Source organism: Pararobbsia alpina (genome assembly GCF_965118125.1).
Lineage (GTDB): Bacteria > Pseudomonadota > Gammaproteobacteria > Burkholderiales > Burkholderiaceae > Pararobbsia > Pararobbsia alpina_A.
In genome coordinates, this window is sequence record NZ_OZ221289.1 from 198,420 (window position 1) to 210,942 (window position 12,523).

Annotated in this window: 9 protein-coding genes and 1 pseudogene; 7 read left to right on the forward strand and 3 right to left on the reverse strand. The window is 58.3% G+C overall.

The window, feature by feature from the left end:
- On the forward strand, positions 1-492 hold the full coding sequence (locus ACMFWR_RS31655; RefSeq protein WP_413197733.1) for a MarR family winged helix-turn-helix transcriptional regulator: 492 nt from the start codon (positions 1-3) through the stop codon (positions 490-492).
- Positions 493-1,623: 1,131 nt separating this feature from the next.
- Here ACMFWR_RS31655 and ACMFWR_RS31660 read toward each other — a convergent pair.
- Positions 1,624-2,160 carry a carboxymuconolactone decarboxylase family protein gene (locus tag ACMFWR_RS31660; RefSeq protein ID WP_413197734.1) on the reverse strand — a complete coding sequence of 179 codons (537 nt, stop codon included), beginning with the start codon at positions 2,158-2,160 and terminating at the stop codon, positions 1,624-1,626.
- 116 nt (positions 2,161-2,276) lie between these two features.
- Here ACMFWR_RS31660 and ACMFWR_RS31665 point away from each other — a divergent pair, with 116 nt between their 5' ends.
- Positions 2,277-3,191: a LysR family transcriptional regulator gene (locus ACMFWR_RS31665; protein WP_413197735.1), complete on the forward strand. Its 915-nt coding sequence runs from the start codon at positions 2,277-2,279 to the stop codon at positions 3,189-3,191.
- 1,065 nt (positions 3,192-4,256) lie between these two features.
- On the opposite strand, the pseudogene ACMFWR_RS31670 reads toward ACMFWR_RS31665, so the two are convergent.
- A pseudogene (locus ACMFWR_RS31670) lies at positions 4,257-4,583 on the reverse strand (DDE-type integrase/transposase/recombinase); the annotation flags it as partial.
- Positions 4,584-5,205: 622 nt separating this feature from the next.
- Between ACMFWR_RS31670 and ACMFWR_RS31675 the strand changes: the two are divergent.
- Positions 5,206-6,756 (forward strand): EAL domain-containing protein, encoded by a 1,551-nt coding sequence (locus ACMFWR_RS31675; protein WP_413197736.1) that lies wholly within the window; start codon positions 5,206-5,208, stop codon positions 6,754-6,756.
- Between the two features lie 1,054 nt (positions 6,757-7,810).
- Here ACMFWR_RS31675 and ACMFWR_RS31680 read toward each other — a convergent pair.
- Positions 7,811-8,425, reverse strand: coding sequence for a TetR/AcrR family transcriptional regulator (locus ACMFWR_RS31680; RefSeq protein WP_413197737.1), 615 nt, complete (start codon positions 8,423-8,425; stop codon positions 7,811-7,813).
- A 126-nt stretch (positions 8,426-8,551) separates the two neighbouring features.
- On the opposite strand from ACMFWR_RS31680, the gene ACMFWR_RS31685 reads away from it, so the two are divergent.
- From ACMFWR_RS31685 to ACMFWR_RS31700, 4 genes are all read left to right on the forward strand, one after another.
- Positions 8,552-9,550 (forward strand): SDR family NAD(P)-dependent oxidoreductase, encoded by a 999-nt coding sequence (locus ACMFWR_RS31685; protein WP_413197738.1) that lies wholly within the window; start codon positions 8,552-8,554, stop codon positions 9,548-9,550.
- A gap of 244 nt (positions 9,551-9,794) precedes the next feature.
- Entirely contained in the window at positions 9,795-10,541 is a 747-nt protein-coding gene (locus ACMFWR_RS31690; RefSeq protein ID WP_413197739.1) for an SDR family oxidoreductase, read from the forward strand.
- A 257-nt stretch (positions 10,542-10,798) separates the two neighbouring features.
- Positions 10,799-11,545: an SDR family NAD(P)-dependent oxidoreductase gene (locus ACMFWR_RS31695; RefSeq protein ID WP_413197740.1), complete on the forward strand. Its 747-nt coding sequence runs from the start codon at positions 10,799-10,801 to the stop codon at positions 11,543-11,545.
- Positions 11,546-12,040: 495 nt separating this feature from the next.
- Positions 12,041-12,301 (forward strand): hypothetical protein, encoded by a 261-nt coding sequence (locus ACMFWR_RS31700; RefSeq protein WP_413197741.1) that lies wholly within the window; start codon positions 12,041-12,043, stop codon positions 12,299-12,301.
- The last annotated feature ends 222 nt before the right edge of the window (positions 12,302-12,523 follow it).

Consider the following 12,523-nt stretch of genomic DNA (forward strand, 5'->3'; position numbering starts at 1 on the left):
ATGCCGACCAAAGCGCCAGCAAAAAAAGCCCCATCTACAACGAAATCCACCCGTGTTTCGCCGAGCAGGACACGGGCGCGGCCACGCCTAGCCTACTTGGTTGGAAGCCTGGATCGCGTCCTCCGTCGTAGGATGACCGAGGCACTCACTCCTGTGGGGCTCACTCTCGCCCAATTTACTGCTCTATCCGTGCTCGACGCGCGCGGCGAAGCATCGAACGCGCAACTCGCGGAACGATCCTTTATCACGCCGCAGTCGGCCAACGAAGTCATGAGCGTAATGACTGAGAGGAACTGGATCACACGCGAACCGGATCCCAACCACGGGCGCATCGTCGTTCTGCGGCTAACGGACGACGGGCGTCGCGTGCTGCGGCTGGGCATGGAGGTCGTTCGCACGATCGAAGACCAGATGGTCAAGGACATTGAGGAGAACGACACGACGCTCGTGCAGAACTACCTCGAATTGTTCGAGCGAAATCTTCGTGGTTGATTCCACTGCTTGCGAGCGTGGGGTCATGCTCGCAAGCGATGTCTCCGCGCACTTCGGGGCCCTTGTGACTAGAGGATGCAATCTGCCGGGGAAGAGGAGCACACCGGCCAGTACGCTTGGTTAGCGCCGAGGCGGATTTAAGACGCACTGTTGTTAAGTCCCATTTGGCCGCGCGCGAGTTGCGGGCCGTCCGGTGCGAAAAAGTGGGCGCCGCTCGAGTGTCGTCGCCTCGCTCAGGGTCGCTGATTCTTGGGGCAGCGGGTGTTTTGAGAGGTCGTCGCGCCGCGCGCCACGCGCCACGGGGCGCGACGTGACATGCCGTCGGCGTTCGAAGCAATCCCAGATTCATTACGAGTCGTCAGGGGACGAAAACGTGACGACGGAGGTGTGACCGCGAGCGCGGATTTCGCGTAGGCGCTCATCGCTGAGCTGCGAGGGAACGATGCTCGCAATCAGTCCAGTAATCAGCGCAGTCGTTCCGCGAGCCTGGACGAACTGTCGTCCGATCGACCTTTCAGATCCCCTCACAAGCCGCTCGTGAGTATCGTTTAGGGGCAAGAGGACCCTGCAAGACCTCACCAAGCAGGTTAGTGCGAAGGTTTTCAACAGAATCGGCCAGAAAGCGTCGTTGGTTTGCGTCGCCGGCGAGACGTTGAGATGTCCCGTTTGGCGCACGAAGCGGACACCCAAGTCAGGCGATGGGACTTTTTTCGATGGGCCGCGGCCGACTCGTCGTTGGATAGATCGGAAAACGCAGCGCCTTCGCAACCCAAGAAAGATCCGAGTCGGGGCCGGTCCCGACTCGACGCAGGGGCGTCTCGAAAAGGTCCTGGAGAAACACTCCAATGACAATCTCCGATACTCACCCTGCACAAGATAAGCCGGTTGTCAGTCGTCGAACCGGTTTGATCGAACTGACGATCACTCGGCTCTAGATGCGGCCGGCGTGCATTGCAGAAATCACACGTTTATCGGAGAAGTCGCGGGCTACGTTACGCTCCAGGCACTCCGTCTGGCTGGCCACCGTTGCGGGTCAGGGCGTCATGAAAACGTGGTTCCTGCGCTGATGCTTGCCCATGGAGAGAAGGTAGCAAAAGGAGTTGATTGGTATGTCTCTCAGGGCTAGCCAGATCATTCCAATACCGGGGCCGCAGGAAAATCCACCGGAATTCGTGTGGTGGAATGTAGGTAATTCGTAACGGTCTTGTCACCAATGGCGACGATCGTGTCCACCAGATTTTCCTTGGTCCAGTTCGCAGCGAAGAACGCTTCGACCGCGGCCGGATCGACGTGGCCACGGCTTTGCGCGATGCCCTGGGCCAGACGGGCGAGGGCATCGAGCTTACTGTCGAAGCTGGCACGGCCGCGGCGAATTTCGATGATTTGCTCGTCGGAGAACCCGCTCATTTTGCCCACCATGGTGTGAGCTGCGAGGCAGTACTCGCACTCGTTCACTTGACTCACAACGAGGTTGACCACTTCTCGTGCCTTGCCCGATATCGTGCTTTTGGCGCTTTGCAATGCCATATAGCTGGCCAGGGCATTTCCCGAATGCGCCATGGTGGCGAAGAGGTTGGGCACCACACCGAAGCGCTTTTCGAGATTGTCAAAGATCGCTTGGTTGACTGAGCTTACTTCTTGGCGGGTGGGAACGTTGATGGTGGTCACGGTGAATTCCTTTCGATGGTTGAGATGCGATAACGCACTGTGACTGATTCCTCCCGATTGATATAGAGGGGGTTTGGAATTAACATTTAGTAGTTAATGGAATATATGTGGCACACATGGACAAGCTATCGGCGATGCAAACCTTCGTAAGAGTGGTCGAGTCGAGGAGCTTTTCGGCTGCGGCGAACGAGCTGCACGCCACCCAGAGCGCTGTCAGCAAGCAGGTGGCGGCGCTAGAAAGGGCGCTGGGGGCCAACTTATTGGTTAGAACAACGCGTTCGCTTGCACTGACCGAAGAGGGGGAGCGCTACTTCGTGCAGGCGCGCAGGCTAGTGGCGGAAATTGCCGAGGCCGAATCGGCCCTGAAGAGTGGTGAGGGGCAGTTGCGCGGCTGGATCCGAGTGGCCGCCCCGGTGGGCTTTGGTCGTTTGAAGCTGATGCCATTGGTGAGGTCGTTTATGGCCGCCCACCCCGATGTCAGAGTCGACCTGCGGCTGCACGACAGCTTTATCGACCTGGTGGACCAGGGAATTGATGTCACGGTCCGCATTGGTGCGCTCGACGACAGCACGCTAGTTGCCCGGCGCGTTGGCGCTTCTCAGCTCATCCTTTTGGCGCACAGCGATTATGCGCGTGCGCTTTCGCCAAGGACTCACACTCCCGTTGATCCGGAAGACCTGCTTGCGCACGAATGCATCGTCTACACAGGAATGTCCAACAGCAATTCGTGGTCATTTACGGCAGGGGCTGGCGCGTCAGCCGCGCGGGGAACTACTCGCACTGTTCGTGTCGAGGGGCATATCCAGACCAACAGCAGTGAGGTGCTACGCCTGGCGGTAGTGACAGGAATGGGTATTGGCTACGCGCCCACCTGGCTATTTGAGAACGAGTTGGCGAGCGGAGAAGTTGTGCGGCTGATGCCATACTGGGATTCGCCCCAATCGCCTATTCACCTCGTGAGTCCGCCGGAGCGCAAGCACGCGGCAAAGGTCAGAGCCTTTGTCGAACATGTGTCAACGGTATTGGCTTAAATTGGCACGCGCCGGACTGCCGTGTGTCACGTCTTAAGATGCGGCCATCGCAAGCTACGCATCACGGCAGGCGCGTTAGTTTGGCAAGGGCGATCCCACCCGCATTTGTCAGACGGACGCACGGGGTGGAATAGCCCGCTGAAAGTCCGGACACAGCAACCTACTTAAACTAGCGAGTAGGCATTCGACTGTGGTGCGACACGAAGCATGAGGCCTCGGATGGAGGCGCAGTGCATGCTCGCTTCATCATTGTTCACTCGCGGTAGCGCTTGCGATAGAGAACCCGCTGTACGACCAGCGGTAGCCTAGGAAGGCATCTGAGGCTGGCAACGGCTTTTGATGAAGCCCTTCTGAAGTTCGTAGTCCGAAAGCGTGTGCCGTCGTGAGACGGCATATGGAGGCTCCGAGCAGCGATGGGGGCCGAGACGCGTGGCTGACTGGCAGGGATAACGAATGTGAACCGTTGATAAACGTCGTCATATGCAAGGTGCCAAAGCTGCTGATAGGCATTAACCAAAACGGTGCGTGGACGGTTGCTCCGCTCACAGTTCGGAGCACGTCGTCAGCAAGGTCCACCGGCGAAAAGACGGGTCCTAAACCGGTCGTGTGATGGAGCGGGAACGTGGCAAGCCCGTACGGTCGCCCACGAGGCAGACGAACCGCAAGGCGAGTTGTCGACTGTGCGGGTATGAGAAGACGGAAAAAGCGAATGCCGGGCCGTAACGGTTCGGATAGAGGTTGCAACATTACCTCACGTGAAAGCGAGCAGACTTCCGTTCGGTGTTCCAGCGTGAAGCCGTCGAAGGACTCCATCGAGGGAAGCATGAGAGAGCACCGTTCACGGTGTCTGCGCCCTCCGCTGCGGCGGGAGAACTTTGGCAAGGCAACGCGCAGACGGCAGATTCTGCACCGTCGGTCACATTTTCGTGTGGCTTCAGGAATGCTTGAGCCGTATGCAGGGAAACTTGCACGTACGGTTCTTAGGGGAGGTTGCAGCGGCGACGCTGCAGCCTTACCCGCTTTGATCTTACCCACGTTCGGTGGGCGCTCTGACTTGAGCAACGGTTAATGTTTCGAAGCGTAGCGGCGCTTCGTAGCCAATCGTCGAATGACGGCGCTAGCGGTTATAGAACACCCCCATGTACTCCAACAGCCGTGCACGCGCCTGCTCACGAGTTTTGTAGTCGCAGTGCATGACCAGCTCATTTTCAAGCTGTGGAAGAAGCTTTCCATGGGCGCGTTGTCCCAGCAGTTGCCCCTGCGACTGATGCTTTGGCGAATCGAATGCCGGTTAAGCAGCTCTCTGTAGTCGACAGCCGAATATGCTGTTCCCTGATCAGAGTGCAGGATGGAAGGCACGGCTCCGCGCTTGTCGATTGCCATGTAGAACGTATCTACCGCGAGCCGGCAATCGAGCTCTTCAAGGGGTTTAAGGTGATGTGAAGTTCGATGCGGTGAAGACTCGTCTGGGTCTTGTCAGTGCACGCTGGCGCGACGAGCGACCGATGATTTTCGTAAGCAGCCTGAAGCAGGCGCACGGGAGCAAGGCGACCTTCGCTCCTGGGTTCGGACGTACTGTCGCCGATGCCGTCGTCGCGTCTTGCTCGGCGTATCCGTACTTCAGTCGGAAGAGAATCACCACCGCGGATGGAAGCGAGGTCGAACTGATCGACCGCGGATACTGCGCGAATACCCCGACTCTATCGCCCAGTTTTCACAATGACCCATCGCGGTCGCCAACAGAAACAGGCGCCTAAAGATAGCAGACCCGCCCATTTGATAACACTTACTCCGGTTTGGCTCATTAGAATCTGCGCGACGGGCTTCGAGCGCCTTTGGCAAGGGTTTCCCACCTCGCTCGGTGTGTCTGCTGGCCGGCCGTATTCGCGGCTAGAGAAGGCGTTCCGACCGGTTCTGGCAGGAAAGTTAAGGGTAGACTGCCGCCATACATTGAGCCATCCTACCTAAAACGCATTTCGCAAGCGCTTTGACCAACTTATCTCGGCGAGAAGAAATGATGGAGGACAACACGTCCCTGCTCGCGACGGCAACTCGGGCCGAGCTTCGATACAGGCTGGAAAACGCACTGGAGTGTGGGCAAGTTTGGCCGGCCTTTCAGCCAATCGTCGATCTCCGCTCCGGATCTCTGGCCGGTTTCGAAATTCTTGCCCGTTGGAGTGATCCTGAAGCGGGCGAAATCAGCCCCGTGCAATTCATTCCAATTCTCGATAAGCATGAACTCGTCGATGCCCTCCTAGAGGGGTTGATGCGCTCGGCGTGCACAGCGGCAGCGCAGTGGCAGGGTCGTTTCTTTCTTGCATTTAATGTGACCCCTGGTCAGCTTCTCAGCGATGATCTGCCAGAGCGGCTCAGTGTTTTGGCTTCGCAAACAAGTTTTCCGTTAACGCGCACTCAGCTTGAGATCACCGAAAGCTCCTTGATCTCCGACAGTACCGCGGCATTTCGGACCCTAGACCGGCTCAGCAAGATCGGTGTAGCCATCTCGCTTGACGACTTCGGAACGGGATATTCCAGTCTCGCCCGACTTGAGGCCTTTCCATTCCGCAAGCTGAAGATTGATGCACAGTTCGTTCGTGGACTGGAATACGACAATCGCAAGCGGCGGATCGTCTCTGCGGTCGTGGGCTTGGGACAGAGTCTTGGCATTACGATCGTAGGTGAGGGCGTCGAGACCGACGCCGAGGCAGCGATTCTGCGAGCTCTTGGATGTCCTCTAGGACAAGGGTGGCTTTATGGCAAAGGCGTGCCCGCCTCGGAGGCAAGAAAGGTCTGCGAACGCCTTGCGGAGAGGGCGGCGCCAGTCGCTCTCCTTGACACCTCTCCTTTCCAGCAGCTTCACCAGTTGGAAGCCCTCTATGACCAGGCTCCAGTCGGACTCTGCTTTCTCGATTTACATTATCGGCACGTACGCGCCAACGATATCTTTGCGGCGATGCACGGCGTCACCGGTCGCGAATTGGAAGGCAAGACGATTTACGACGTCATGCAAGGTGAAACCCTCAGGCGGGTTGAGACGGTATTGAATAAGGCGCTTGGACCCGATCCCCTACCGCCGCAGGATTACCTCATAGGAAAACGCGAGTACCGCGTGTTTGCTCAAAAGGTCAACGAAATTGGCGGGGAGAACATCGGTTTTTCCGTTGTTGCTATCGACGTAACGGAACAGAACCGTGTCTTAAGAACACTTAAGCAAAGCGAAGAGCATTTTCGTCATGCCGTGGAGTTGAACCCCGATATCGCGTGGGCGACGAATGCCGAGGGCGACCTTTATTACATCAGTCCGACATTTGAAGATTCTCCCAATGATACGATGCAGTGTCGTATAGATCGATGGCTGGCGAAGATGCATCCTGACGACCGGGCGCGCGTTCGTTCAGCATGGCTGCAATGGATTCCCACTGGTAAGCCCTGGGAAGTTCAGTTCCGGATAGCGTGGCCGGATGGGACGTACCGCACCGTTTTGAGCCGTGCGCGTGCTCATCTCGACGTCGAGGGGACGGTTCTTGGTTGGTACGGCGTAATCTCAGACCGGGCGCCTGGATAGCGCCTGCTCAAATTCATACCGCCATCGCTTCAATCGGAACTCGCGGCTTGTGCCGCAGTCTCGGCGGGGAAGTCCCTTTCATACGGAAAGGCTCGTCACCGATTTCGTCGTTCCTACTGCCGTGTGTGTGGCTCCGATCGAAACAAGTCATCGCCGTACGCATCAACAGCCAAGCTGACCTCTTTTAGCATTGGCGACTCGCTGCAGCGACGCCTCCAGCGTCGAGACAACCTCAGAGGTGTGCTCAATTAGAGCGGGCTGTGCGGCGGCAGCCGGTGATAACGTAGACGTGGCTGGCGCAATCACTCCCAGCGCAAGGACCGGCACGATGCTCCAATCACCTGTGCGCAGTCATTACTTCCGGCGGCCAGTTCCACGGGGATAGCACCTTTTAAAACGCATCACCGACACGACACCGGCGATCAGCAGGAGCGCAACCGTCTAGCCTGGGCGAGCTCAGAGCATGTTCCGGAACGCCGACGGGTCCAGAGTGATCGATCGCGGCAGAGGCCACCAAGTTCGCGCATAAAGAGGTGCTTCGCGACATCCAGTCCGTAAGTCGCGGCATTCATTTAAGCCCTCCTTTCCACGAGGTACCTTTCTGAACTCACCAGCGGCACATTGTTGCCGATCGGCCCCGGAGAGCGCGATCGGGTCTATCGTGCTCGGCGCCCGCAGGGATGGGAGTGTCCATTCCATCTCGGTCGGCAAACGCCGAACGTCATCGGACTGAGCTTGGCCGATGAGCAGTCACTTGTTCCTTGCGCTACGCGGACATGCGGATGACGGCTCCGGCGTCGTGAAGCGCAATCGACATCTCTCAAACTCAAAAGTCTGCCGCTGGTCATTCGAGCACGGCCGCTTGATCGTTGACCGGTGGAAAGAGTTAAGAAGGTCGCCAGAAAAGAAACGAAAGGCTGACACCTGCGCGTGAATCATCGGACACGTCTCGAAGCCGTGACCGCGCCGCCCATGCCCATCGGACGGCCAAACGCCGCGGGCCCGCCCCTCAAGTCAGTTGTCTTGATCATCTTTTAATAGTTCCGATAACCGGTCAGACGCGCTGAGGGAGGAGCACCAAGTCGGCCGCCTCCTCAGCATCTTTGAGGAGCGTCTTGCGCGGTGTGCCTAATTGCGCGCGCATGGTCAGCCCACGCGCTAAATCAGTGACCTGGATTGCGCGCGGGGCTACCGGGAAGTCGGACGGGATCTCCCCCGCGCTGATTGCGTCCCGGAATCGGCCTTCCACCAGTGCGACGCCGCCGGTGGCCGCGTTTTGCAGGAATTGCCGAACCTCAGGGTCGTCCACAAGCGGCGCGACGCACAACAGAAGGCAGCCCCGGGCAGACCCTTTCTCGGTCGCGCTTTCGACGGCGTACCTCAAAAAGCCCGGGATCGCGTCGCGAAGACTCTGAGGCGAGAGGAGGGCTTTCGCGGCAGCCGCGCCTTTCCGTTCTGCGTACCCCTGAAGGACGCGCAGGAATATCGCCCGCTTGTCGCCAAAGATGGCATACAGGCTCGGCCGTCCCACCCCCATACCGGCAACGAGATCGTCAATCGTTACACCGTCGTAGCCTTTCGACCAGAACATCTGAGTCGCCTTTTCGAGCGCCCGCGTCTCGTCGAAGCTGCGCGGTCGACCCCGCGGCCTAGGACTATTTTGAATCATTTAGTTCAAAACTCGTTGACAATTTTCATTGTTCAAATATATAACCGAATAGTTCTAAATTAACAAGTCGTTTCCGGCTTTACGGGGTTTCGCGACTCGGCTTTCACCTTTACCAGACAGACGCCTATGGAACATTCGATCGCGCTCGTCACCGGCGCCACCTCCGGACTTGGTTATGCCGCATCTCGCATTCTTGCCGAAGAGGGTTGGCGCGAGATCATCATCACCGGACGCAACGTGGCTCGGGCCAAGGAAGCCGCCGCTCAACTCGCAGCGGAAACCAAAAGACAAGTCTTCACGCCGCTAGGGCTGGATTTAGACACGCCGGCCAGCGTTCAGTCCGCGCTTGCAGAGCTGGTCAAACAAGGTCGGCCGATCGATTTCCTGCTGCTCAATGCCGGCTTGGTCCCAACCAAGAAGCGCGTGATCACCGCGGCGGGTGTTGAAGCATCTCAGGCCCCGCTGATCGGCCATCATCAACTGACTGTCGGGTTGCTTCGCGCTAACGTTCTTAGCGCCAACGCGCGGATTGTTATCGCGGGCGCGGAGCCTGCCCGGGGCGGCGTACCCATGTTCAAGTACACCGACGTGGACGCATTCGCTGCCAAATACCACCAAGGCGACCTGACCGCTACTATGGAAGCCCTGCTGCGCAACGGGCCGTACGTGAAATACGTGCCCAATAATGCGTATGCTGACGCAAAGCTCGTTATCGCCTGGTGGGCCGCAGCGCTGGCCCGCCGTCTGCCCTCCGGCATGGCCGTGTACGCCGTATCGCCAGGCGGGGCGACCGACACCAAGGTGGTGCGAAATGCTGGCCCTTTGTTGAAGTACCTGTTCATTCCCATCGTGAACCTCATTCCCGGGATGAATCAGACGCCGGAAACCGCGGCCCGTCGATACCTCCAGGCGTCGGAGTTCGGAACCGACGTCTCAGGGCAATTTTTCGCCTCGGCTCAGGGGAAATTCTCAGGCCCAATCGAGGCGCAGCTCCAGCCACACCTCCATGATGGCGCAAATCAGGAAGCCGCCTGGCAGGCCGTCGTCAATGTCTCCGGCGTCAATTTCCCGCCTATCAGACCCCTGTCGTCGATGAATCCGCCGAAAGAGAACGGCTCGTCGTGACGTAGAAAAAGTACGTCGTCTTTCGCAGCAAGTTGAGAGCGGGCTGAGGGAAAAGCCCCATCGCGGCTGAATTGATCCAGGTAGGCTGAATCAGCAGGCGATTGCGGCGCTCCATGATTGCTGCGGATTCCACGACGTTTTGAAATGGATAGTTCAAAATTCATTGACCACGGCAATCGCGTCTATTATCGTACCAAACAGTTAAAAATGTGCGGCGTGGCGCAGTGTCACAAGGGGAATACACATGGAACGGTACCAAGGGAAAAAAGTTTTGATCATCGGCGGCACCAGCGGCATGGGGCTCGCTACGGCGAAGATGCTTATCGAGGGTGGCGCGCACGTTCTGGTGACGGGTCAATCGCAGGCTGGGCTGGAACTGGCGCGGTGCGAGCTTGGGAATGACGCTATTGTCGTTTCAAGCGATGCCCGGTCGTTGACGGCGATCGACGCTCTGGCCGTTCAGGTGAAGGCCGAGTTCCACAACTTCGACCTGCTTTTCGTCAACGCCGGGTTCAGCATTCCAGCGCCCCTCGAGAGCGTGACCGAGGCCATCTACGACGAGATGTTCAACCTAAACGCCAAGGCACCGTTCTTCGCGGTCAAGAAGCTCGCGCCCTTGATCAACCGGGGAGGTTCCGTCGTCCTTACCACCTCCGTCGCTAACGTCAAAGGATTGCCGGGCCAAGCTTCGTACGGGGCCGCGAAGGCTGCACTGCGTAATTTCGCCCGGGTGCTTGCCACCGAACTTCTTCCTCGGGAGATTCGCGTCAACGCGGTGTCGCCCGGCCCCATCGAGACGGGCATTCTCGAAAAGATGTTTCCCACGGAGGAGATGCGGTCTCACGTGAGGGAGCACACGCTCGGCATCATCCCGATGAAGCGCTTTGGGACCTCGGAGGAGATCGCTAGGGCCGTCCTTTTCCTCGCGTTCGACGCTACCTTCACAACTGGCGCCGAGATCCCAGTCGATGGAGGCTGGTCGCAGCTCTGAGTTCGACCCGTCGGCGGAAAAGGGCCAACCTCGCCACGACCTAAGTAAGAGCCATTCATGGCACGCATAGCGAAGCCTTGGGAAAAATACGCCGTGCCATGGCGGCCCTCGGGCCTTCCTGCAAGCAATGGACTCCACCGGCTTCGACTACACGCTCGATCGCATCGAACGCCTGGAACAGGCGCCCGGCTGAAGGGGCATTGCGTTAGGGCCGGGCCTCAGCGGCCGTCGAAGCGCAACAGTGAAAAAGGTAACGAATGTCCTTATTGAAAAACAAGATCGCCGTGGTCACGGGGGGCAGCAGCGGCATCGGCCTCGCGACTGCCAGAAGATTCGCTGAAGAGGGTGCCTATGTATTCATTGCCGGTCGCCGGCAGGCCGAACTCGACAAGGCGGTCGCAGAGATCGGGAAGAATGTCTCTGGCATAAGAATCGACATTTCAAAGCTCGATGACCTCGATCGTTTCTACCAGGCCGTCGGTAAAATGGGAAAGATCGATGTGATTTTCGCCGGCGCGACCTTCGTCGAAAAGCAAATGACCACCACGGCATCGCCCGAGCATTTCGATAGGACCTTCGACACCAACGCCCGCGGCACTTATTTCACCGTTCAAAAGGCGTTGCCTTACCTGAACGACGGTGCTTCTATCATCCTCGTGGCGTCCGCCGGGAAGAGCAAAGGACTTCCGGGCCGCAGCACATACAGTGCCACCAAGGCAGCGATTCGGTCATTTGCCCGCACCTGGACCAGCGAACTCAAGGAACGGCGGATCAGGACCAACGTGCTGAGCCCTGGCGCGGTCGACACGCCGATGTTCGACGATCAGTTCCCGTCCAAGGAGGGCGCCGCCAAGGCCAGGGAGCAGATCACCGGGATAACGCCTTTGGCGCGTTTGGCGCGTCCCGAGGAGATCGCTTCCGCAGCGTTATTCCTGGCGTCGGATCAAAGTAGTTACATCGCGGGTATCGACCTTCCCGTCGACGGCGGGCTGACGGCGGTCTAGGGCAGATAACCTCCTCACGCGACATTTGCTTTCTACAAAAGCGGATGACCGTCGTGGGCCGTCCTTTGCAGACCCGACAGGTCGCTGAGTTTTCCCGGGAGGTGCCGGTCGGCTATAAGTGGGCGTTGTATCTGTAAATTAAACTTCCGAGCGGTGGCATAGAATCGTCATCCGAATTCGCCGCTGGCGTGGGCCGGCAGGACAACGGCAGTTTCGTTCGCGATTCATTCCATCGATCACTTGGATTGCGAACCGTCGATCGGCTCACTTTTGCGTCTCGAATTCGCCCGCTCCGACACGGATTTCAATGACGTTCAACGACGCATGGGCTGCAAAATCGCCCCCGCTACTAACTCGATACAATAAGAACGATGATGTCGACGTACGGAGAGCAAATCGTTGGTTCGCGAGATGCTGACCACCCTCGCATACGATCGGTAGCAGCGCGAGATTCAACACGCAACGAATGTATCAAGTCCATTGCGAGGCAACCTGATGAACGAGTACGCGCAACGCATCGTGCTGTTGACGGCCGAGGAGCAAATAGTCCGCCTCGGACAACAACTAGTCGACTCGAATCAGCGGATGCTACGGACGCTGGATGAAGGGGGGGACGTGCAAGCATCGGTATTTGCGGCCGCCACCCTCTGCCGAGAGATGGCAGCCTGGAAGCGCATCCGGCGTCAGGCATTGAAACATTTAGCACGCGCTGCTCTTGGCGAACTCATTTCATTGCGACAGGCTCGCGTACCATAGGGATTGCCATCGTGTTTGGGCCGCGCTGATCCGGACCTTCGCATCCGGTAACCGTGCAACACGGGGTTGCGGTCAGCGGTGCTGGAATGCGCTCCGAAGACTGCAACCCCGCTGGCTATCGGCCATCCCTTGCATCTCGGGTGCCGGCCCCACAAGAACTGCGCGTGAATATCTGAGCGTGTCGCGTGGCACGCTCAACACTAAAGTGCTGAAAGAGCAGCT